Source organism: Bdellovibrio sp. HCB117, assembly GCF_047305915.1.
Taxonomy (GTDB): domain Bacteria; phylum Bdellovibrionota; class Bdellovibrionia; order Bdellovibrionales; family Bdellovibrionaceae; genus Bdellovibrio; species Bdellovibrio bacteriovorus_B.
Genome location: NZ_CP178622.1, coordinates 1,292,725 through 1,316,511, shown reverse-complemented (window position 1 = coordinate 1,316,511; position 23,787 = coordinate 1,292,725). Strand labels below are relative to the sequence as shown.

General features: G+C 46.6%; 16 protein-coding genes and 2 tRNA genes. 11 read left to right on the top strand and 7 right to left on the bottom strand.

Annotated features, from left to right (window positions below; genetic code table 11):
* Positions 1–18: 18 nt before the first annotated feature.
* Together ACLWBD_RS06310 and ACLWBD_RS06305 are read left to right on the top strand one after the other, a co-directional pair.
* Positions 19–1,653, top strand: a complete 1,635-nt coding sequence (locus tag ACLWBD_RS06310; RefSeq protein WP_413570090.1) for a methyl-accepting chemotaxis protein — start codon at positions 19–21, stop codon at positions 1,651–1,653.
* Positions 1,654–1,788: 135 nt separating this feature from the next.
* Positions 1,789–3,405, top strand: coding sequence for a methyl-accepting chemotaxis protein (locus ACLWBD_RS06305; protein WP_413570087.1), 1,617 nt, complete (start codon positions 1,789–1,791; stop codon positions 3,403–3,405).
* Here the strand turns inward: ACLWBD_RS06305 and murJ are convergent.
* Positions 3,371–4,885, bottom strand: a complete 1,515-nt coding sequence (gene murJ, locus ACLWBD_RS06300; RefSeq protein WP_413570085.1) for a murein biosynthesis integral membrane protein MurJ — start codon at positions 4,883–4,885, stop codon at positions 3,371–3,373. The two genes, ACLWBD_RS06305 and murJ, sit on opposite strands and share 35 nt — an antisense overlap.
* A gap of 118 nt (positions 4,886–5,003) precedes the next feature.
* On the opposite strand from murJ, the gene rpsT reads away from it, so the two are divergent.
* Complete coding sequence (gene rpsT / locus ACLWBD_RS06295; RefSeq protein ID WP_063209530.1) at positions 5,004–5,267, top strand: 30S ribosomal protein S20; 264 nt, start codon at positions 5,004–5,006, stop codon at positions 5,265–5,267.
* Between the two features lie 14 nt (positions 5,268–5,281).
* Here the strand turns inward: rpsT and ACLWBD_RS06290 are convergent, their stop codons facing one another.
* Genes ACLWBD_RS06290 through ACLWBD_RS06280 form a run of 3 tightly spaced genes read right to left on the bottom strand, consistent with a single transcriptional unit; the run spans position 5,282 to position 7,330 of the window.
* Entirely contained in the window at positions 5,282–5,647 is a 366-nt protein-coding gene (locus ACLWBD_RS06290; RefSeq protein ID WP_063209528.1) for a PilZ domain-containing protein, read from the bottom strand.
* Between the two features lie 33 nt (positions 5,648–5,680).
* A complete protein-coding gene (holA, locus tag ACLWBD_RS06285; RefSeq protein ID WP_413570083.1) occupies positions 5,681–6,703 on the bottom strand; it encodes a DNA polymerase III subunit delta in 1,023 nt (340 codons plus the stop codon).
* A 42-nt stretch (positions 6,704–6,745) separates the two neighbouring features.
* Positions 6,746–7,330, bottom strand: a complete 585-nt coding sequence (locus ACLWBD_RS06280) for an LptE family protein (RefSeq protein WP_063209524.1) — start codon at positions 7,328–7,330, stop codon at positions 6,746–6,748.
* Between the two features lie 44 nt (positions 7,331–7,374).
* Here ACLWBD_RS06280 and ACLWBD_RS06275 point away from each other — a divergent pair, with 44 nt between their 5' ends.
* From ACLWBD_RS06275 to ACLWBD_RS06255, 5 genes are all read left to right on the top strand, one after another.
* Positions 7,375–8,541 carry a pyridoxal-phosphate-dependent aminotransferase family protein gene (locus tag ACLWBD_RS06275; protein ID WP_413570082.1) on the top strand — a complete coding sequence of 389 codons (1,167 nt, stop codon included), beginning with the start codon at positions 7,375–7,377 and terminating at the stop codon, positions 8,539–8,541.
* A complete protein-coding gene (locus ACLWBD_RS06270) occupies positions 8,538–9,524 on the top strand; it encodes a D-2-hydroxyacid dehydrogenase (protein ID WP_063209520.1) in 987 nt (328 codons plus the stop codon). The genes ACLWBD_RS06275 and ACLWBD_RS06270 overlap by 4 nt, the downstream gene beginning before the upstream one ends.
* Positions 9,525–9,598: 74 nt before the next feature.
* Entirely contained in the window at positions 9,599–10,897 is a 1,299-nt protein-coding gene (locus ACLWBD_RS06265; protein WP_063209518.1) for an adenylosuccinate synthase, read from the top strand.
* A gap of 153 nt (positions 10,898–11,050) precedes the next feature.
* Positions 11,051–11,126, top strand: a tRNA-Lys gene (locus ACLWBD_RS06260).
* 21 nt (positions 11,127–11,147) lie between these two features.
* Positions 11,148–11,223, top strand: a tRNA-Glu gene (locus ACLWBD_RS06255).
* 358 nt (positions 11,224–11,581) lie between these two features.
* On the opposite strand, the gene ACLWBD_RS06250 is transcribed toward ACLWBD_RS06255, so the two are convergent.
* Positions 11,582–11,851: a hypothetical protein gene (locus ACLWBD_RS06250; protein ID WP_063209494.1), complete on the bottom strand. Its 270-nt coding sequence runs from the start codon at positions 11,849–11,851 to the stop codon at positions 11,582–11,584.
* Between the two features lie 2 nt (positions 11,852–11,853).
* Positions 11,854–13,290, bottom strand: coding sequence for a protein adenylyltransferase SelO (locus ACLWBD_RS06245; protein WP_413570081.1), 1,437 nt, complete (start codon positions 13,288–13,290; stop codon positions 11,854–11,856).
* Positions 13,291–13,581: 291 nt separating this feature from the next.
* Between ACLWBD_RS06245 and ACLWBD_RS06240 the strand changes: the two genes are divergently transcribed.
* On the top strand, positions 13,582–21,249 hold the full coding sequence (locus ACLWBD_RS06240; protein WP_413570080.1) for a Calx-beta domain-containing protein: 7,668 nt from the start codon (positions 13,582–13,584) through the stop codon (positions 21,247–21,249).
* 66 nt (positions 21,250–21,315) lie between these two features.
* On the opposite strand, the gene ACLWBD_RS06235 is transcribed toward ACLWBD_RS06240, so the two are convergent.
* Complete coding sequence (locus ACLWBD_RS06235; RefSeq protein WP_413570079.1) at positions 21,316–22,041, bottom strand: DUF4423 domain-containing protein; 726 nt, start codon at positions 22,039–22,041, stop codon at positions 21,316–21,318.
* A gap of 310 nt (positions 22,042–22,351) precedes the next feature.
* On the opposite strand from ACLWBD_RS06235, the gene ACLWBD_RS06230 reads away from it, so the two are divergent.
* Positions 22,352–23,110, top strand: a complete 759-nt coding sequence (locus ACLWBD_RS06230) for a TIGR02147 family protein (protein ID WP_413570077.1) — start codon at positions 22,352–22,354, stop codon at positions 23,108–23,110.
* Positions 23,110–23,787 (top strand): hypothetical protein, encoded by a 678-nt coding sequence (locus ACLWBD_RS06225; protein ID WP_413570075.1) that lies wholly within the window; start codon positions 23,110–23,112, stop codon positions 23,785–23,787. Before ACLWBD_RS06230 ends, ACLWBD_RS06225 begins: the two co-directional genes overlap by 1 nt.

Genomic DNA, 23,787 nt, shown 5'->3' with positions numbered 1-23,787 from the left:
ATTGATGGGAGACAAACAATGGGTCAAAACAAACTTGCCGCTTGGTTTAGTGGGATACGAGGTCGCCTTCTTCTGGCCGCTTTCGTACCGATGATTGGATCGGCGGTGATCTTCACAGTTGCACTGAATGGCCTAGATAAAACCAACCTTCTTCTTGAAGATGCTCACACATTGATTATTCCCAATTATGAATACATTGGGGAAATGCGCCAAGCCCGTAATAAGTTCGGCTATCGCACCTGGGCGGCTATTGATGCTATGAACGATGTAACAGTCCGAAATAAGCAACTTGATTCAGCCCAAGAAGGGGTCGACGAATTTAAATCCGGTTATAAAAGATATGCAGAAGCACGTTTCGCCCCGGGCGAAGAAGTTGTTCATGATGCCGCTAAAGATCACGTTCCTAAACTTGTAGCCGTTATGGAAGAAATCATTGCATTACTAAGAACCGGTGATCCTGAAAAAGTACTGGAAGCCAAAAAGCTTCTTAACGGTAAATTTGGAGATCTAAATACAATTGTTCGTGACTTCAATGACAAGGCCGAAACTATCTATCGCGATCTTGCAGAAAAAGACAATAAACTTGCAAAAGACACTCGCAATGAGGTTTTTAATTTCTTGCTGACTATCTCGGTTCTTACCGGATTGGGTATCTTTGGTCTGATGATCTGGATTTCTTCACGCATCACGAATACTGTTTCATCCATCGCCGATCGCTTGACTTCCGCAGCCACTCAAGTTGCAACCTCGGTTGAACAATTGAATGAAGCCGGAAATAGTTTATCCCAATCATCAACGGAAGCTGCAGCTTCGCTGGAAGAGACTGTTGCCTCCCTGGAAGAAATGACTTCCATGGTTCAAATGAACTCGGACAACGCAAAACAAGCCGCCGCCCTTTCAGCAAGTTCAAGAGAATCTGCTGAAAACGGTGAAAAAGAGATTCAAAACCTGATCCAGTCAATGACTCAGATTTCTCAGTCTTCGAAAAAAATCGAAGAGATCATTCACGTGATTGACGATATCGCATTCCAAACCAATCTTCTTGCACTAAATGCCGCCGTGGAAGCCGCGCGCGCTGGTGAACAAGGTAAAGGCTTTGCGGTTGTTGCCGAAGCCGTGCGCACGTTGGCGCAAAGAAGTGCTGCTTCTGCCAAAGACATCTCGAGTTTGATCAAAGACTCTGTATCGCAAATCGAAACCGGAAGTGAAATCGCTGATAAGAGCGGTGCGGTTCTTACGAATATCGTATCTTCCATCAAAAAAGTATCTGATCTAAATACCGAAATAGCGACGGCCAGCGCGGAGCAGACAACAGGAATTCAGCAGATCAGCAAAGCGATGAATCAACTGGATCAAGCGTCACAATCCAATGCGGCGTCCGCAGAAGAGATCGCGGCAACCAGTGGCGAGATCAACAATCTTGCAACCACATCGCAAAAATTAACGGTGGAATTAAATGAAGTCATCTTAGGTAAAGCTTATTCGGCGGCACCAACGTCCGAAGCACCAAGTAAATCCTCATCAAAGTCAGTCCCTTTAAAAGAAACTAAACAAGCTCCTAAGATAAACAAAAACGTCACCTCGACTGCCGCTTCCGTCATCCCATTTGAAGACGACGAAAGAGGTAAAGTCTCTTCTGTTGACGGATTTTAGTTCGGCCTCCACTCTCCATCCGATGGAATACTCGTAAATATCTCGGGGCAACCCGAGATATTTTTTTGCCCCGGTCTTGAGCTTTTCTAGGAACCGCCGAAAATATTGGCTCCGATAAATTAAGGAGCTTATCAAATGATTTTTTCAGCTTGGTTTCGTGGCATCAAAGGTAAATTATTATTCGCAGCGGTACTTCCCGTTATTGGTTTCGCCATCCTGGGAGCTATTTCCTTCAATGGAGCCAATCGCTTAAACACCCTTTTAGAGAGCACTCACCATAACGTCATACCCAACCTCCAAATCCTTGCACAAATGCGTCTGGCACGCGCGAACTATGGCTATCATGCATTTGCCGCCGTAACGACTTTGCAACAGCCCGAAATTTTTGCTGACGAACTTAAACAAACACGGGATGCCATTGTACAGTTCAATGACGGCTTTAAAAAATACCAAGACTCTTCGTTCATGCCCGAAGAAGAGAAGAAATTCACGGCCGTTAAAGACTATTATCCCCAGATGGTATCGACGATGGAAAAAATCGTTGAGTTGATTGAAACGAAAGATCCTAACAATCTCGACAAGGCTCACAAAATGCTTTTGGGTGAGTTCTACAAATTGGGTTTACCTATTGGCGCTTTCAACCGTGAAACTGTCGCCCTTTACAATGAACGTGCAAAACAAGAAAGCATCACGGCAGACCAGACTAAAGCCTCTGTCACTCAGTGGACGATGGTTGTCACATTGATGGCGACGTTTGCTATCTTCGGCATCCTTTTGGTTATCGCCGCTCGCGTTTCAAATTCTGTCTCTTCTGTCGCTTCCCGCCTTTCCGTCGCCGGTGGTCAAGTCACCTCTGCGGTAGAGCAGCTGAACGAAGCTGGAAATACGTTGTCTCAATCTTCAACGGAAGCTGCGGCTTCATTGGAAGAAACAGTCGCATCGCTTGAAGAACTTTCTTCTATGGTGCAAATGAATTCCGATAATGCAAAACAAGCGGCGGCCCTTTCACTGACTTCAAGAGAAGCCGCTGAAAAAGGTCAGACCGAAATTGGCAACTTGATCCAAGCCATGGAAACGATTTCATCTTCTTCAAAAAAGATCGAAGAAATCATTTCTGTTATCGATGACATCGCATTCCAGACTAACTTACTGGCACTGAATGCGTCGGTTGAAGCCGCCCGTGCAGGTGAACAAGGAAAAGGTTTTGCGGTTGTTGCTGAGGCGGTTCGTGCTTTGGCACAAAGAAGTGCCGTCGCCGCTAAAGATGTTGAAGTTTTGATTAAACAATCTGTTGTGCAAGTTGAAGATGGCAGCCGTATCGCCAACCAAAGTGGCGAAGTGCTAACTACAATTGTTAATTCCGTCAAAAAAGTGTCGGATTTGAACAATGAAATTGCGACAGCAAGTTCTGAACAAACAGCGGGTATTCAGCAAATTAATAAAGCTATGAACCAGTTGGATCAGGCTGCTCAAGCCAACGCGGCTTCCGCAGAAGAAATCGCGGCAACAAGTGGAGAAATCAACAACCTTGCCGTGACTTCACAAAATCTAACAGTGGAATTAAGCCATGTCGTCAATGGCGGCGCGCAAGAAACGACTTTCAACGCGCCTCCTGCTGGCAAACCTTCAACTACGAAGCACAATGTAGTTTCGTTTAAACCGAAGGCCAAAGCCAAAACGGCCTCATCAAAGGAAACTATTCCCTTTGATGAAGAGACTAGAGCCCGCGTCGGAACAACGGACGGATTTTAGTAAATTCAGGACTTTTTAAAAGCGCGGCGATCGCAAAATAAATCGCCGCTGCTGCAAGAATCGCAACGAAAAGGGCCAGCATCTGCGGGCCTTTTTCCATTTCTAGCGCTACTAAAGAATAAATCTTCAGTACGAATACAAGTCCTACTCCCGCCGCTGTCATCTTCACGATGGATTGAAGGACCACATCCCAATGAAACGAAAGCTTCCAAAAAGGAAGACCCGTTAAAAGTAAGAGCATGTTTATTGATGCTCCCAAAAGACTTGCGACCACAAGGCCCTGCAGTCCATGAGCTTGCATCAGCCAAGGCGCTAAGGCGATGTGCACTGCTAAACTCAAAACGGAAACCGCAGCGGGATACCAGGTATTCTGAGTGGCATAGTAAAGCGGCATCAGAACTCGGCTGCAGGAGACCACCAACAAACTGATCGCATAAACTTTTAACACCGTCGTCGTTGCCAAAACATCGCTCATGGAAAACTGCCCGCGATAAAAAAGGACTTCCACGATGGGTTGAGCTAAAAAGAAAAGACCTAATGATGCCGGCCACGCCAAAAACAAATTCATCAAGAAACTTTCTTGAGAAGCTTCTTTAAAAAGCTTCGTGTCTTTGCGCGCGGCAAATTCACTTAACGTCGGCAAAACCGCGGCCCCCAGACTGACAGAAATCAAAGATAGAGGTAGCTCTAAAAGACGGTCCGCCCAATAGATATAAGAAATAGATCCCTCACTTAACGAACTTGCAAAATGCAGATTCACCAGAGTAGAAAACTGCGCAAGTCCCATCCCGGCCAATCCCGGAATCATATTGCGCAGAACTTTCGCCAAATCAGAACCCCAAAAAGAGATTTGCCAACGCGGCAGATAGCCTCGCGATTTTAAAGCCCACCAAAGAAGTGCCGCTTGCAAAAGACCGCCCACGAGGACTCCCCAAGCCAATCCGTCCCCTTTTTGCGGAAACCAAGCTGCGGGCATAAACGTAAACACCAGCATCGAAATATTTAAAAGTGCGGCTGCCAGCGCCGGCACCCCAAAACTCCCCAATGCATTTAAAATCCCCATGAAGTACGCGTAAAGGCAGACGAAGAAAACGAAGCCGAACATGATGCGGCCCATGCGCAAGGTCAGCTCCCACTTTTCTAAATTTTGCGTGTAAACATCGGTCACTAAAAGTTGAAAGACATCTTCGGTGCGAAGAATTCCCCACAGGGCAAGAACCCCAAAAGCGATAAGAAAAAACGTATAAAGACCATTGATTAAATTTCGGGCACGAACGCCCGAAACATCCTCCCCTTGCGCCTGCATAAAGACAGGAATAAAGCTGACGGAAAGTGAGCCTTCCCCGAAAAGACGACGGAAAAGATTGGGCAAACGGAAAGCCGCGGTCCACGCATCAGTGACCATGCGATCAAAGAGAGCCCCCAGCGCCATATCCCTTAAAAGCCCCAAGATGCGGCTAGTTAAGGTCCCTGTCGCCATAGAAAAAGCCCTTTTGAGGACCTTTTTGCGATCTTCTTTTAATCCGCTTGCGTTATCAGACACCCTATGTTAATCCCTTTGGTTCTCGTTTTAAAAAGATTACTTTGGAGGATATCCCTTGGCAAATCATAAGTCTGCAGCAAAAAGAGCTCGTCAAACTGTTCGTAAAACTGCTGTTAACAACGCTCGTAAGAGCACTGTAAAAACTGTTGAAAAAAACTTGGTAAAAGCAATCCAAGCTAAAGACATCAAAGCTCTTCCTGAGTTGTTGAAGAAGTTCACTGCTCAAGTAATGAAAGCTGCTAAATCTGGCGTGATCAAAAAAGAAACGGCTTCTCGTAAAATCAGCCGTCTTTCTACACGCGTTTCTGCAACGAAGTAATCTGAATTGAAGTTTTAAGTAGTGCCTGGCGCGATATCAGTTCGTGCCGACACGAAAGAACGAATCTGTCTTTTGATAGAAAATTCGATTTCATTGAAGCTAAGACCATGGGTGACTCTTTCGTCACCCTGTTTTTTTTGTGTCGATCGCACCACCGCTCTCAAGAACACAAATTCTCCGGCCGGAACTTGAAAACTCACAACGAGTGAGTGCCCTTCCGTCAGAACATAATCCGAGACAATAGACATTCCCCCTTCACCGATCTCGCCTGATTCACAGACAAAATAGGATCCGTCACAAAGCACACCGATTTTGCGCTTCATAGCCCGTCTTGGATACTGACGGCGGAAATAGCCTTTATCTTCAAATGATTTGTCCATCAGAGACCTTATCGGCATCTGGGACCGAAAACTCTAGTTCAGAGCGAAGTTTTGAGATGATCCACAAGTTTTTAGGACCATGTTTTCAAGCCAGATGTGGCTAGACAATGGTGAGGACTTAAGGGCCTTATCCGTCTCAGACAGAACCACCAGTGTTTGTTCTAACTTTTTCGCAGTCCAAAGTCGGGCTTGATCCAAGTAGCTCTCAAGGAAGTAAGGCGGAATCTGCGCATAGTGAGCAAGCTTCGCCCCATGAAGGCCTTCATCCATGCCGCGCTTTAAAGTCAAAAGCACCCGCACATGACGGGCCACCAAAGAGACAATGCCGATCTCATTCTGCCCTTGATCCAAAAGATGAACCAAGTGTTCTAGAGCCTTTACGCGATCGTTTTGACCGATGGCTTTCGTAAAATCAAAGACGTTTTCTTCTTTGGAGCGAGACACGGCTTGCGCCACATCTTGCATTTCGATGCGACGTTGGCCGCCGACGAAATCGCCTAACTTTTTCAGTTCCGCTTCAATCTCGGTCAGATGATGACCTACGAGCTTGTGCAATAAGTGAATGGCGTCGTTGCTGATCGTAAGGCCCAAAGTTTGCGCGATGTAATTGATCCAAGATGGAATCTGATTTTCGTAAGGCTTTTTAAATTCCACGCAGTCCGCTTTTTCAAGCAACTGACGGATTTGTTTCTTACGTTTGTCGACTCTGGAAGCCAGAATTACAAACACCGTGCTTTCCACCGGAGACTCGATAAGGCTGTCAAATTCAGCCCACTCTTTGTCCGTGAGCTCTTGCGCTTCTTTCAAGATGACCAAACGACGAGCCGCCATCATCGGCAGGGTTTCTACTGCATCGCGAATCGCAACCACATCAGCATCACTGGCGTAAAAAAGGCTGTAGTTAAAATCCACCGCCCCTTCCGTCAGGACCGCGTATTTAAATCTTTCAACACTTTGATTCAGGAGATAAGGCTCTTCACCGAAAAGAAAGTACATTGGCGCAAGTTGACCTTTTTCGAGGTCTTTATAGAATTTCTGCGCATCAATCAGTGCCATCGTTTTTCTCAAAAAAAGTCGTAAAGACCTTTTCCCCGGTGCTTAAAAATTTTCTGTAATACGATCATGGGCTTCGGCCATGATGTCGTTCGCCATGACGTCAATGTTCTGCCTGCGTGCAGAAAGATTGTAAAGAGGATTTACCGAGTTCACGCCTGCGAGCGTCACCTGAGGTGCCGCATAAGTACGCTCTCCGCTGAAACTTCCGCTCCAAAGCTCTGTTCCATCAGCTTGTCGCACCACTTTGACAGTTACTGTAAGAAGAATCCGGTACTCCGTCGCGATGACAGTTCCGTTAGGAAGATAGGCCGAAGACTGCTCACCGGCGACACGTTTTGCTCCGGGAATGTATTGAATATTATCGATCTGCCCGATCACTGCCACTTCTGACAAAGAGTTGTCCACAATGCGAGCAATGCGCGAACGTTGAAACTCTAAAATCAACGCATTTGTGAAGCCGACTTCAATGCCGGTTTCTTGAGTCCTATTTTTGAAAATAGGCACTGAAATCTGCTTGTACCCACCTGGAATACTGCGACTCGCAGCTCCCATGCGGTAAGCGCATCCCGAGAGTAAAACCGAGAAGCTGACAGTCAGAATGAGAAGGCCTTTAAAGATTGCGTCCACGGGACCAGTTGAGTATAAAATACTGAAGATATCAAGGAAGAAAAATGACATCTCTCAATGACAATTACAGTTTGCTGGCGCCAGGCCCCGTGAATCTTCATCCTGAGGTGCGCAAAGTATTGGCACTTCCGATGATTCATCACCGCACCCCTGAATTTGACGCCATTTTGAAGCGTGTTTTAAAAGGAATTAAAAACGTTTTTCAAACCGAGCAAGATGTTTATCTTTTGACCTCCACAGGCTCTGGCGGCATGGAAGCACTTTTAGTGAACCTGCTTTCCCCGGGCGATAAAGTGATCGCGATTGTATCAGGAAAATTTGGTGAGCGCTGGGCCGATATGGCAAAAACTTTTGGCGCGGAAGTCACTATCGTCAATGTTCCTTGGGGCGAAACCATCAAAGTTGCTGAAGTTGACGAGTTGCTGAAGAAAAATCCTGATACGCGTGCAGTTCTTTGCCAGGCCTGTGAAACTTCCACGGCGGTAGCGCATCCCATTCAGGAGCTCGCATCTGTTGTAAAAAAATATTCCGAGACTTTACTTTTGGTCGACGCCATCACCGCTTTGGGTGCTTATCCCCTGCCTATGGACGCTTGGGGTATTGATGGCTTAGTCGCCGGTTCGCAAAAAGCTTTTATGTTACCCACAGGAATGACCTTCTTAGCTTTGTCACAAAAAGCTTGGAAGTTTGTCGATCAAGCAAAATGCCCTCGCTACTATTTTGATTTGCGCAAAGAAAAGAAAGCGAATGGCAGTGGAGAAACTTTTTATTCTTCAAACGTGGCGATCATTCGCGCCTTAGACACGGTCCTGGGCTTGATTGAAAAACAAGGCTTACAAGAACTTTTTCGTATCATTCATCGCCGAGCTGAGTTCACTCGCAAATTCGGTTTGAAATTAGGTTTCGGACTTTATGCGAAATCTCCGAGTGATTCAGTCACCGCTTTGACGGTGCCTGCAGGAATGGACGGACAAAAAATCCGCCTGCACCTAGAGGAAACTCACGCCATTACAATCATGGGTGGCCAAGATCAAGCAAAGGGTAAAATCATTCGCGTCGGCCACATGGGTTACATTCAAGATGAAGAACAAGTGCGCTTGATTGAGTGCTTGGGACACACTCTGCGTTTCTTTGATCCTGATTTTATATCTTTAGAGCACATTTCAAATATCACCGATGAAGCGCGCGCGTGGTTAAGGGACAATCCATGAAGAAAAAAATTCTGATCACCGACCGCTTCGCGCAAGATAGTTTTTTGTACTTGCAACAACATAGCCAGTTTGAAGTGGTGCGCAGTGATAACCCTCAGCATCTGCCGCTGGAACACCTGGTGAGCGCCAATGCATTGATCATTCGCAGTCGCACAACAGTGAATGAAGAGCTTTTAAAAAAAGCCCGTCAGTTGCAGCTTATCATCACCTGCACCAGTGGCTTTGATCACATTGATTTGGATGCCACTCAAAAATGGGGCGTGACAGTGATGCATACGCCTTCAGCAAATATTGAGTCGGCGGCGCAATTGACATGGGGTTTGGTTCTAAACTGTGTGAATAATATTCCGCAATCGCACAAGATGGTGAAAGCTGGCGAATGGAAGCGCGATCTGGTGACAGGCATTGAGCTTTCTGGTCGCACCTACGGCATCGTAGGTTTGGGACGAATCGGTTCCCGCGTCGCCGAACTAGCCCAAGCTTTTGGCATGAACGTTGTCGCTTTTGATCCTTATCAGGAGGACGAAGTTTTTGAACGCTTGAAAATTCCCCGTTTAAGTTATGAAGAGGTTTTAAAAACTGCTGATATCTTAAGCTTTCACGTGCCAAAGACCCTGGAAACAGAGCATATGCTCAACCGTTCGCACTTTGAATATATTCATCGCGGTTTGACTTTAATCAACACGTCGCGCGGTTCCGTGATCAATGAAAACGACCTGTGCGAAGCCATTGAAAAAGGTTGGCTGCGCTCCGTCGGACTGGATGTCTTTGAAAAAGAACCGTTGTCCCGAAACTCAAAACTTCTCACGTATCCGAACGTGATTCTCACGCCGCATATTGGAGCCAATACCGAGGATGCGTTCTTTAAAGCCTCCCAGGTGGCAGCTAATAAGCTTATGGCGTTTTTTATCGACGGGTCGACTTCTGACACCCTCCCGCCAAGAGCCCCTTGGTACGGAGCCGCTCCATTTAAAGGAGAATAAAAACTTGCCTGACTGAATCTCTTGCGAGAAAGTTCGAAGGTACCAGGGGACTGGTACCTTCGAAGGGAATTGCAATGTCAGGTGTTGTTGTTGTCGGAGCCCAATGGGGCGATGAAGGTAAAGGTAAACTTATTGATGTCTTCGCTGAAAAAGCAGACATGGTCGTTCGCTACCAAGGCGGCGCCAACGCGGGCCACACGCTCGTGGTCAACGGTCAGAAAACAGTTCTTCACTTGGTACCCAGCGGAATTCTTCGTCCAGAAACAACATGCGTGATTGCTCCGGGTGTTGTGATCGATGTTTTCTCTATCCGCGATGAAATCAACAAATTAAAAGCCACAGGTTATTTGCAAAATCCAAAGCAATTGTTGATCTCAGACACAGCAACAATCATTCTTCCGTATCACAAAGCTTTAGATGCGGCTCGTGAAGCAGCATTGAGCGATAGCAAAATCGGCACAACGGGAAAAGGCATTGGCCCCGCTTACGAAGACCGCGCTTCTCGCCGCGCTGTTTTGTTCGGTGATATTTTCGATCGCGAAACTTTAAAAGCAAAAGTGGAACTGGCATTGCGCGAGAAAAACTTCATGCTGGAAAACTACTACAAGGCGCCGACTTTCAAGTTGGAAGACATCATGGCGGACCTTCAAAAAGTAGCAGAAGATTTAGCTCCGTATCGTTGCAAAGATTCTTCACTCTTCATCAACAAAAACTTGAAAGCCGGAAAGCGCGTTTTGTTCGAAGGCGCTCAAGGTACGATGTTGGATGTGATGCACGGAACGTATCCGTTCGTAACAAGCTCTTCGACATTGGCCTCGAATGCTTGCGCCAGCGCAGGCATCAGCCCGATGAGCATTCAAAAAGTGATCGGTGTTTTCAAAGCTTATGCGACTCGCGTAGGAAGCGGCCCATTCCCCACAGAACTTCACGACGAAATCGGCAAAAAAATCCAAGCCGACGGCCACGAATTCGGCTCGACAACAGGCCGTGCACGCCGTTGTGGTTGGTTGGATCTAGTCGCCTTGAAATACGCGATCCGCGTGAATGGTATTACGAACCTAGCGATGATGAAGTTAGACGTCCTAACAGGTCACGATCGCATCGGTGTGTGCACAGCTTACAAATTGAATGGCGAAACAATCACCGAGCTTCCAACATCTCCGTACGAGTTGGAAAAAGTAGAACCTGTGATCGAGTGGATCCCCGGCTGGAAAGAAGATTTAACGAAAGTAAAAACACTTTCAGATCTTCCGCGTCCAACAACAAACTACATTGACTACTTAGGCTCACAATTGGGAACTCCGATCGACGTAATTTCCGTCGGCCCGGGCCGCGAGCAGACATTGTGGGTCAAACCTTTGTTCAATAATTAAGCACAGTTAGCGAATTCACGAAGGGCTTTGCTTATGCCTTAAGCAAAGCCCTTTTTTTTATAAAAAAATCGCAAAAATTTTTAAAAAACAGCAAGAAATCGTATTGACTTTGCCCCCGCCTTACTACAAATTAGCACTTCCTAAACGGACAGTGGTTCGCTAGCTCAGCTGGTAGAGCACTTCACTTTTAATGAAGGGGTCGATGGTTCGAATCCATCGCGAGCCACCATTTTCTGTTTTTTCTCTACACGTTCCCATCGTCTAGGGGCCTAGGACACCTCCCTTTCACGGAGGATACAGGGGTTCAAATCCCCTTGGGAACGCCAAATTTTGTAACTAAAAATAAAAAACCCGAATCGAAAGATTCGGGTTTTTTATTTTTACTCACAGTCTTGGTTCTCCCAAGGGGCTTTGAACTCAAAAGGTTGGCGCAAAAAAAAAGATCACCAAAGCTCGCGGCAAGCAGCGCGCGCCGACAACAGGGGTTCATCGACGACGCAGGATGCGTCCTCGAAGGCGCCGAAGGCGGTCCAAAGGACCGAGGGCCACTCCACGATCGAAGCACCAAGATGCGACTTGTGAGCAAAGCGAACAAGAAGCCAAAATCAAAAAGCGAGTTTCAAGCGAAGCGAGAAACAAGCCAAACTCATCAGTCTTCAGAAAAAATATCGAAATGAAAAAAAACTACCCCTTCTCCTCATCCTTAAACTTCTTAGTAAAATAAAATCCGGTGATATTTGTTAAGAGCAAAACGAAATTCAAAACCGTAAAAACCCAATTCCCCAAATTATAAGAATAAACAGTCAGACCCAGGCTTGAGAAAATCTGCCCTGCAAAAAGATAAATCGAAACTCCTTCCGAAGTCCGATCACGGATCTGTTTGCGTATCTGATTCACAATCGTAGCGATCAGAACAAGCGAGGCCACCCAGCCTAAAACATCATTGAAAGACACAATTAAGTCCCGCAAAAAGTTTGATAATCTTCATCATCAGCGGGACTCAAAAACTCTGCACCATCCTTAGGCTCGACGAAAGGATTTCGAACAACCTCGAGCAAAAGGTTCACAACGGAGTAGTCATTTTTTTCGACGGCGGCCGCCAGAGCTTTCTCGACCATATGATTACGAGGGATGACGGCTGGATTATGCTTAAGCATTAAGTCCAAGTCAGGATTTCGCGCTTGCCAAGCTTTGTGCCACTCTAAGAATTCGGAACTTTTAAAGAGCGGTTCATCCAACATCTTCCCGTTCGCGAGACCCCGGAAAGTATTCGTGTAGTCGACCTGATTCTTCTCCATAAGTTCTAAAAGCGAATTAAAGAGAGGCATATCGTCCTCTCCTGCTTGCACGATTCCTAGTTTACCGCGCATGCCCGTCACCCAGTGACGCTGCAAATGCTCGGCGTAAGTATCAAGAGCTTCTTCGGCTTTCGCAATCGCCTCCTCTTGAGAAGCGCTAAAGAGTGGAAGCAAGGTTTCTGCGAAGCGCGCTAAATTCCATTGCCCGATCGAGGGCTGTTGTCCATAGGAATATCTTCCTTGAACATCGATGGAACTAAAAACCGTAGAAAGTGAAAAGCGATCCATGAAAGCACAAGGACCGTAGTCGATCGTCTCACCAGAAATAGTCATGTTGTCCGTGTTCATCACGCCGTGAACAAAACCCACTTGCATCCATTTAACAATCAACGACGCCTGACGTTCGATGACCGCCTTCAAAAGAGCGACGTAAGGTTCAGGGTGCGACACCAAATTAGGATAGTGACGACGAAGAGTGTAATCTGCGAGTTCGCGTAAGTTTTTACCTTGATCAAAACCCGCAGCATATTCGAATGTTCCCACGCGCAGGTGGCTGCTAGCAACCCGGGTTAGCACCGCCCCCGGTAAGGGTGTTTCTCTGATGACTTGTTCTCCGGTTGTTACCACCGCAAGACTTCGCGTCGTGGGAATGCCTAAGGCGAACATCGCTTCGCTGATAATATACTCGCGAAGCATCGGGCCTAAAGCGGCAAGACCATCACCACGTCGAGAAAAACGCGTTCGGCCCGCCCCTTTAAGCTGAATATCAAAACGCTCGCCTTTGGGAGTCACGTGTTCACCTAAAAGATTCGCACGCCCGTCACCCAACATATTGATGTGTCCGAATTGATGACCAGCATAGGCTTGGGCGATGGGTTCTGAGCCTTTAAAAAGATTGTTACCCGCAAAAAAATTCTGTCCCTGCTTTTCTAGTTCTGAAACATTTAAGCCAAGATCTTGAGCTAGAGCTTTGTTAAACATCACCATCACAGGAGTACGGGCGGGCGTCGGATTCACTCTTTCAAAAAAGACGTCAGACAGTCGCGCATAGGTGTTATCAAAATTCCAGCCAAATTGATTTTTATCGTCACTCATAAGAGTCGAAAGTAAGTTAAAATCGCATCCTCGTCCAGATGTAAAGCCTTCGAATGCCAGGGGCCAGGGCTATTGTTTACCTCGTCTGAAAGTGAGAATCCCCGTTCAACTCCGAACAATATTTCACATTCACAATGCATGTAAATCTCTACAAAGACTGGACTTTTTCTTCTTCGAAAGACCTTTATTTCATCTTTAAAAAGGCCGAAAAGAACAGTGATGTTCAACGCCGGTACGTATTTAAAATACATTTTAGCGCTTTGGGTGGCCCTACTACTGACAAGTTGTAGTATGAACGCCTCGCTGACTCCTTTATTTAGCGAAAATGAAATCTTAAGAAAGATCACAGTTGAGTCCGGTACGGCTGTCGTCCTTGAAGAAGGCATTGGCCATCAAATCACATTAAGCATCGAAACTCCCAATGTCTCGGGCATGACTTTGAAGGCCGAAGATCTGGGCTGGACGTTGAACGATGCCGATGGGGACTTTGAGGCTTCCAATGGAACTTTGATTGTTCATCCTGGAGTCAGTTCCATTAGTTTTATCATCAAGCCAACTCGTGACACGAAAATTGAAAGTGATGAGACGTTTCAACTTCGTTTCACCGGAGAGCGCTTTTCAGACCTTGACACAAATTTCATTTCTTTCGTCGTAAAGGACAAAACAACACGCGCGAAAGTGACGGCGACGGCTGCGACTTTGGATTTCGGGGCTCAGCTTAAAGACTCCGTGATTGAAAGATCGGTGACTTTGCAAAATAGCGAAGATGCGCCGGCAGAAAATTTAAACTTAAGCTCTTTGTCCGCGCCATTTGCTTTTAAAGGGGGTTCCTTTCCGGGGACTGGGGGGACTTGTACAGGAACTCTTAACGGTCACTCTTCCTGTACACTCGTCCTTACGTATTCTCCGACTGAAGTGAACACTCATGCACAAACACTTTCTTGGAATTACACCAATCCCGATATCGCCGATAGCGGTTCCTTGAATATGTCAGGCATCGGGGTTGAAGTCGCAGCCGTATTGGGTGGACGTCCCGCCAATCCGAGCAATGTTGACGATCTAGATATCACTGTTTCAAGGACAAACATCACTCACTATCGCTATAAACTCGGTGTCCAAGGCAGCACAGACTGTGCTGTTTCTTCGGGATACTCTAGTGAAATTGCCGTGGGAACGAAGATCACGGATTCTCTTCTTTCGCTGGCGAATCAAAATTTAAAGATCTGCGTGATTGGAAAAGACACTAACAACTTCTGGCAACCCTACTCGGCTTCGACAAACTACGCTTGGAACTATGACACATTAAAACCTTCTGTCGTCATCAGCCAGAAGGCAGGCCAAGCAGATCCTACGAACACCTTGCCAGTGCGATTTACTTTGGTATTTAGTGAAGCCCTTGCCGAAAGTTCTTTGACTGATTCGGATGTCAGTTTTTCGGGTTCCGCTTTGGTGAACACGTACACACTGACGAAGATTGATTCCACTCATTATGAACTGACGGTTTCAGGTGTTGATAATAATGGTGTGATTCACCCGGTTATCAACGCAGATAAATTTTCAGACCTAGCCGGAAACTTAAATACCGTATCAACCAGTTCCGATAGCCAGGTGACTTACGATACCAACGCTCCTTCTTTACCGACAAGTTTGTCTTGGTTGCAAACCTCACCAACTAAAGCCTCTCCCGTATCGGCGACATGGGCGCTTTCTGATGCAACAGATATCGCCGAACAAAAGATCCAGTTTTATAAGGACTCTTCATGTCTAACCTTGGAAGGCTCGGCAATTTCTTTGGCCACGTCCGCTGTCAATCGCTCCTTCACGGGAACTGACGGAGACACTTACTCGTATAATATCACTGTCATCGATACATCCGGAAATGTGTCGGTCTCTGCTTGCTCCACGGCATTGACCATGGACCGCACGGCTCCGACTGTGGCTTCGTTCAATCCCGCAACCAGTGTTCGCTCAAGTCTTCCCGCCTCCGTCACGGTTCATTTCAGTGAAGCGATGTTACAAACTTCAATTGAGACTGCTTCAAACTGGAGTATCACATGTTCGGCCGGTGCCAACGTTTCTATCGCTGGTGCCTCACTTTCGAGTGCGACTTCGGCCGTTGTGAATTTGACGGTGACAACTCCTCCGGCCAACGGCGAAGTTTGTACGCTGACCGCAAAAACTTCTTTAGCGGATTTAGCTGCTAATCCTTTACCGACGGCCGCCACCGTTCAATATACTTTGGATCTTCCCGGTTCGGTTCTATCCGTCACTTCGTCCCTGGCAAATGGATCTTATAAAGCAGGTCAAGTGATTCCAATTTCAGTGCAGTTTTCTGAAAATGTCACTGTGACTGGCGGAACACCTGAACTTTTAGTAGAGACGGGCTCGACGGATCAAGCAGCGACCTATCTAAGCGGTTCAGGAACCAACACCCTGATTTTCCAATACACCGTTCAAGCCGGAGACAACTCCAGCGATCTTGATTATGAATCTATCAATGCTTTGTCTTTAGCGGGAGCCGCCATCAAGGACAGCTTCGGAAACGACATGGTCTTGAGCTTGCCTGCACCTGGTTCAACAGGTTCATTAGGCGCCAATAAGGCACTTGTGATTGATACGCAGGCACCAGGGGCTTTCGCTATCAGCGGTGTTACTGGCGGCACCGACACGACTGAAGATGAATGGCTGACAAATGGTTCAACGGCAACAGCTCATTGGGAAGCGTCTGCAGGAAGTGCTGACTATGTCGTTGAAATTAGAAACAGTGATGCCTCAGCAACAGTTTGTGCGGCACAAACTGTGACGGGAACCTCTTCGACATTTACAGGTTGCACTTTAAACAACGGCACTCAGTACACAGTTCGAGTTTCTTCGCGCGATGCGGTCGGAAATACCACAACCGCGACGAACAACGATTTTATTTTCAACGTCAATACATCGGCCGTTATCGCCACGATCACGGGCCAGCCTACTGGAAAAACAAATCAGACGACCTTGAACATTGATGTCGCCGGCGCAGACGTTCAGACTTATCGCTACAAAGTGGGTGCCGCCGCTTCCACGAACTGTGCCGTCGCAACGGGGTATTCGGCTGACATTCCTGTCGCGACAAACATCACAGACTCGGTCAGTGGGCTAGGCAATACGGATATCAAGGTCTGTGTCCTTGGTAAAAACTCCGCGAGTGTTGAACAAGCTCTGACCTCTGCTACGAGTGTCACTTGGACTCAGGATTTGACATCCCCTACTCTGACCATCAATCAAAAATTAGGGCAAGCAGATCCAACGAATACTTTGCCTGTTGAATTCACTATTGTTGCAAGCGAAGCCATCACTAATTTTGTCGTTGCGGATATCACTCAGTCCGGCACAGCAACGGGAATTACCTGGAGTCTAACAACTTCAGACAACATCACGTGGTCTTTAAAAGCGACCGCAATCACCGGCGCGGGAACTTTAATTCCTTCTATCACGGCGAATAAGCTGACCGATGTTGCTGGCAACAACAATACGGCAAGCACGAGCACGGATAATCAAATCACCTATGAGACAACGAAGCCTTCTTTGACTATCAATCAAAAAGCAGGACAAGACGATCCTACGAATACTTTGCCTGTCGAATTCACGATTGTATTTACAGAAGCTATCAATCCAAGCACTTTCGCAATAGCAGATATCACTCAAGGCGGAACAGCGTCAGGCATTACTTGGAGTTTAGCTACGTCAGATAACATCACTTGGACTTTGCAAGCAACAGCGGTCACCACAGCTGGAACTTTGATTCCATCTATTGCAGCAGGAAAAGTCAGTGATCCGGCTGGAAATACCAATAACGCCTCCACTTTCACGGATGCGACTGTTACTTACGATATCACGGCTCCAGTGAGCGCCTCTTCACTTACATGGCAGCAGACGACTCCAACTAATACCACGGCTATCGTAGCGCAATGGACGAAGTCGACAAGTACGGACCTGGCTTCACAGAAGGTGCGTCTTTATACAGGAGCTACTTGCAATACTTATACGGGAACAGAAAATACCGAAATAAGTACGGCCACAACTTCCAGTTTCACAGGCGCAAATGGCACGACTTACTCTTATCAAGTCATCTCACTAGACTCTGCGGGGAATTCCGTCACGTCGGCTTGTTCCAGTGCCTTAGTGATAGACACGGCGGTTCCTACGATCACCAATGTCACATCTAATAAAGCAAACGGCGCTTACACCGTTGGTGATGTTATTGATGTTCGTGTTACTTTCTCTGAAAACGTGAATGTCACCGGAACTCCACTGCTCGCTCTGAACACAACGCCCGCTCGCTCTGCCTCTTATGCGTCAGGTACGGGAACGAATACATTGATCTTTAACTACACAGTTCAAGCCACTGATACGGTCGCTGATCTGAACTATACAGCAACGAACTCTTTGACCATTAGTTCTGCAACTATTCGAGACGCTGCTTCTAACAATGCAACATTAACATTGCCAGGAACTGCGGCGGCGGGATCTTTAGGAACAAATAAAAACATCGTCATCGATACGACGGCTCCTGGTATCACTGCTTTCACGGTGACAAATGCGTCTCCGACGAACAGCACAAGCTTTGCTATTACATCTTCTGTCAGTGGCTCGCCGGCATCTTATTGTATTATGGAAAATAATACGGCGGTGGCTTCCTGCACATGGACGGCAGGAACGACTTTACCTGCGACGTTTACGGTCAGCACCGTGAATGAGTCAAAAACACTTTATGCCTGGGTGAAAGATGCGGCTGGAAACGTCAGCGCCATGGCGAGTTCCGCCTCTATCGTTTTTGATAACACTCCTCCGACGGCAACTCTTTCGGGGCAACCTACCGGCTCCAGCGCGAAATATGCACTTAATATCGACGTCAATGGAAGCGGCGTCGTTGGATACAAATATAAAATAGGTCCTGCCGCTTCGACAGATTGCACGGTGGCTACCGGTTATTCGGCTTCGGAAGTCGTACACACGACAAATATCACAGATAATATTTCAGCTTATGCAAACGGCAGTGTAAAACTTTGCGTTGTCGGCAAAGATGCCGCTGGAAATTGGCAGACCTATGCGGCGGCAACGACAGCGACGTGGACAAAAAATTCGCCAGCGATTCAATTTACAAGTACGACCTCCAGTATTTCTGAATACAACGATCCCACGCACACTGTCGCCGTCAGCATTCCTGCAGCGGTCGATATCGCGGTCAGTGTCAGCTACACTTACTCTAACGGTTCAGCGCCCACGGCGACGATGGGGAGCGATTACACCGCGACCAACGGGACAGCGACGATTGCTGCTGGAAGCACTTCCGTAAATATTTCTATTCCGATTTTAGATAACAGTACGGAAGAAAATGACGAAACTTTCAAAATGACCTTAAGTTCGCCTGTCGGTGGCTCTTTGGGAACTAACACAGTTCACACCGTGACAATCACGGATGACGAAGAACCACCTTTAGTCACGATCCAAGACGTTTATGTTACTGAGGGCGCAACAACAAGTTTGATCGCGACACTGTCACATCCAACGGACAAGGGGGCGGTTGCGATTAATTGGACTCGCGACACGTGTACAGGAGTCGACTGCGCGGCAGCGGGCACCGATTATACAATGGCCACCACGTCAGGCACGGCTTCTATTCCATCAGGCGCGACGACGATATCATTTGGAAGTCTGACAAGTTTAGACAATGCCGTTGATGAACTCTTTAAGCGTGTTCCTATCAAAATTACCGGTATCACTGGTGGTACTTCGTATATTTCAAATGCAGACATTATCATCAATGACAACGACTCACCTGCCGGAAAAGACGCTGTCGAAGTTCACGCTGCCGACAATCACACTTGTGCACGGACTAGCAGTGGAAAAGTCTATTGCTGGGGTATTAATAATTCAGGCCAACTGGGCCGAGGCAATTATATCGCTTCATCGACACCTGTGGAATTCACTCTCCCTGCGCCGGCAGTTAAAATATCGACTCGCTCATCCATCACCTGCGCCATCACGAATGCAGGAGCCCTTTACTGTGCAGGCGTGGGAGCTCATAACAACTACCCGGGGGCCGGCCTTTTGGGTAACGGAAGTCTTACAACTCGCTCAACCGCAACTTTAGTAACAGGAATGTCTTCTGGAGTCACTTCGGTGAGTATAGGTTATATGAACTCTTGTGCCGTCAAAGACGGAGGAGTTTATTGCTGGGGTGCTAAAGATTTTGGAATATTGGGTGATCCGTCGACGACTTCGTCATCGGCAGTTCCGGTGAGTATTGCGGGTCTTACTTCCGGAGTTGGTAAAGTCATGATGGGCTGGACACATGCCTGCGCATTGAAAACCGGAGCACTTTATTGCTGGGGCGTAAATACGAATGGAGAATTGGGCTTAGGCCACTTCAATCCTAGCTGGAGTATTTCTGCGGTTCCTGGCCTTGGCACTGTGACAGACTTCTGGACGGGCTATTATGGCACCTGCGCTAAGAACTCATCCAATCAAGTTTATTGTTGGGGTAACAACGGCGACTACCAGATTGTCACTGGCTTAAGTGCTGATGTGCCGACCCCTACTCTGATGAGCGAGTACGTGAATCTCACAGATATGACGATTGGTGTGCAAACTTGCGTTGTGATGGGCGGACAGGCTCACTGCCGCGGTCGCAACTACTTCGGTGAAGGCGGTATTAATCAACCCACGGGAACTTCTATCATTCCACTTTCGCCGGTCGTCGGTGGATCCGCGAATGTGACGGCTATCGCCGGCGGCCCGGGGGCCCACACTTGTTTCATACGATCTGGTCAAATCTATTGCACTGGTTTTTCAGGTTTCGGTCAGTTGGGAGATCAGCAAGTTCTTCAATCAAATGGTTTTTATCTGAGCCCTGATTTTGTAGGCGCCAGCGCTATTTCTATTTTCGACGAACATGCTTGCGGCGTTTATGGTGGCGGAGTCAAATGCATGGGCGACAACATCCATAACAAAGCCGGAAATATTTTGTCTGATCGTATGTATCTAGTTCCAACTTCTATCAAAACGCTGGAAAGTAATATCGGTAAAATGATGACAGCGCCTAGCGGTGGTTGTGCGATTCAACTAGGTGTTCTGAAATGCTGGGGACGTTCGTATATTCGAGCCAGTACTTCGACTTCGGGAAATCCGAATACACCGGCAGGTCTGACATCAGGTGTGACTGACTTCGCCATTTCGATGGGCAATGATTTTGCCTGTGCGATTAAAGGTGGAAAACTTTTCTGTTGGGGTAATTTAGCAACTTCCGAGATTTTTGACATGGCTATGGGACTTTATACAAACCCAGTTGAGATCACATCAGCAGGAAGTGATAACAGTAAAATTGTTTTCGGTCGCTTTCACGCATGCGTAATCAAAACCGACAAATCCGTTTGGTGCTCAGGCTACAATGCTCAAGGCCAGCTTGGATTGGGTGATACGACGTTAAGACCAGGCTTGGTGCAAGTTCCTGCATTCTTAAATGCAGATGAATTAGCGATGTCGAGTTACGGAACATGTGCACGCTTTGGAACGTCGACAGTGAGATGCTTCGGTCAGCAGTCAGGAAATGGCAGCACCGGAAATGCCGTAGCTGCTCCGGTGGAACATACATTTACAAATATCAATAAGTTGGCAAGCGGATATACAAATCATTGTGTCATCGCTAATGGCGCCGTTTCCTGCTGGGGTTACAATCGCTTTGACCAGCACGGAAATAATGATTACTTGACCAATGAATATCACTTATCGCCGACCCTTCTGACAACGCTGAACGCTTATGGTACGGTCACAGATTTTGATATCAGAAATGGCTATGGATCTTGCGGTAAAGTAGGTACAAATTGGTACTGCTCTGGTGCAGATACTCAAGGTCAATTAGGTACGAACAAGAAACCATTCCGTCTAGCGCCGGTTTCAGTGGGACCGTTCCCGAATTAACGATTTGATTGCTCCGAAAAATTTCTGAAATTTGCGGCCTCCTATACTCGTCTAGCTGGCCTTTTATTACTTCGAAGAAGAAACTTTTTTGGTTAACGGCATACATCCAAAACTAAGAAGATAGACTTCTTGTTTTTTAACTCCATCGCGACACAAGAAATCGCTGTGCTCCTTCATGACATCCATGACCCGAGCACGAATGTATTCAAAATCATTCGGATCAATAGCCATCACAAGAGTTCCATAGAACTGCTCATTCGACTGTGGGGCCATAACAGCTTGAGATAATTTCGCAAGATCTTCGGTTTGCGGATTTTTAACAAGTCGCAAGTGCGCCCGGCGGCGCAAGCCTTCTGCGTGTACTAGACAGCCGGACGTATTTCTGGTGAGCGTTCCATTTTGCTCAAGTTCTTCAAGTCCGAATCGGGCCTGTTCTTCACTGATTCCTAATCTGCCGGCAATCCATGATGGGATTTCTTCAAAACCTTCCGTCGCAACCAGTTCAAGAAAAGCATCATAGTACCAGCGCTGTGACAAAGAAACTTTCGCGCTTTCATACAGATATTTTTTTATGTCCGGATCTTTTCCTAGGCCCAGTTTGATTTTATTAATGCTTTTTTTAGAGAGGTTGCGCTTGCCCGTCAAAATTTCATTGAACGTTGAAGAAGTAAACCCTAATTGAATAGCGAATGCCCTCTGCGAGAAACGTCTGTTTCGGTTTTTCTTAATATCGATAAGTTTTTTAAGGCACTCTCTAACATCCACTTCGTGTAAATCGAAAAGGCTTTCCAATATTCCCCCAAATTCTTCCAGCACTTTGAATTGCCAATCCTAATTTTAACGGCATCCTTGTTGCGTTCTGTATCAACATCACACCATCTCAACCATTATTCGTTCTGCTTTTTTTAGAACAAGTTCGACAGAATGACACCAGCGTTGTTTCGCCTGCAAAATGCGTACGACATTTCTCCGTACGCTTCCGAACAGCACTCGCGATATTCTGTTTTTTTCAGAACAGTTTGTGAATAGAACTGCGGAGAACTTTTCAAAATGATTCTTGGAGCTCTTGATAAATTCGTCAATTCTCCGTAGTTTTCCGCGAATGAAATACCGGGAAGTCGCTGATCTTATAACAAAAGTATTAGAGGAAAGACGCTTTAGAAATCCTCAATACTCAATGCGTGCTTTAGCTCGTGATTTAGGTGTTTCTCCGAGTCGCGTCTCTAACATTATGCGCGGCAAAGTTCTACCTGGTAAAAGAGTTATTCAGAGAATTGAAGTCGCGTTGAAGCTCAATAAAAACGAAGCCGCGTATTTAGCCTACTTAGTACAAAAATCGAAACACCGAAAGAAGGACACTCGACGCGCGCACCAGCTTCAAGAAAGCGAGATTTTTTTCATTCGCGAGTGGTATCATTTTGCCATTCTAAATGCTATGGACACCCTTCACTTCGACAGCGATCCTGAAGTGGTGGCAGAACGCCTGAATCTCTCTCCTGAATTAGTCAAAGACTCTTACGCAAAGCTTCTTCAAGCCGGACTGATTCACGAAACACCACAAGGACTCCGTCCCACGTACACGAATTTAACTTCGACGAGTGATATACCTTCTGAGGCTCTAAAGAACATGCACCACCAATTGATCGATAAGGCACGTGAGTCACTTATCCGCGATCCTATTGACGTACGCGATATCACGTCGATCGTTATTCCGTCGAATCCGAAAAATATTTATAAGGTTAAAATGCTAGCTCGTGAATTCCGCCGTCAAGCTAATGAAATTCTAGAGCAAGGTGAAAAAACTGAAGTCTACAGTATCTGTATGCAGATCTATCCTTTGACTCATTCAAGGAATCATTGATGAAATCATTTCTATTTTTAACAACATTCTTCTTCCTTTCATTAAGTGCGGCTCGCTCTACAGAATTCGGAAATGGCGGAAAAGGAATCGTGTGCCCAGCCGCAAAGACTGTTCAGTTCTATGACACTTATGAATCTGTTCAGCGTTATGTGCTTATTCCGTACTTAAAGGACATGAATCTCTCTGTCTGCCATATTCCAGAAGTGGAAGGGTGGGAAATCCTTGTTCCTTGTTTATCAAAAAGCATCGACCTGGCACTTGAAAGCCTCCAAAGGGTCAAACCTTTTGATCCTGTCTTTGTGACCGAACTTGAAAGACTTCTGCACCGTTTTGTAACGGAGGCGCAGTTTATTGATGGAGAACTTTTCCCGACAACGGACGCCGGCATTGGATTTATCCCGCAAGGTTGTGAGCTGAAACAACTGGCCGTGCAGCATGTTTCGCAGTTTAAGAATGATTCGAGTTACTTCATTTCCAAGCCGCTATGGACTCAACTCAGTATAGCCGACAGGGTCGCGCTACTAATTCATGAAGTCGTTTACAAGCGAGCTTTGCAAATCACCCCGAATATCTCGTCTTCGGAAAATGTTCGTTATTACTCTTCTTATATTCTTTCGACGTCGGCATTGACCCGTCAGAAGTACGCTCAGATTAAAAAAATCCTTTTAGAGAAATAG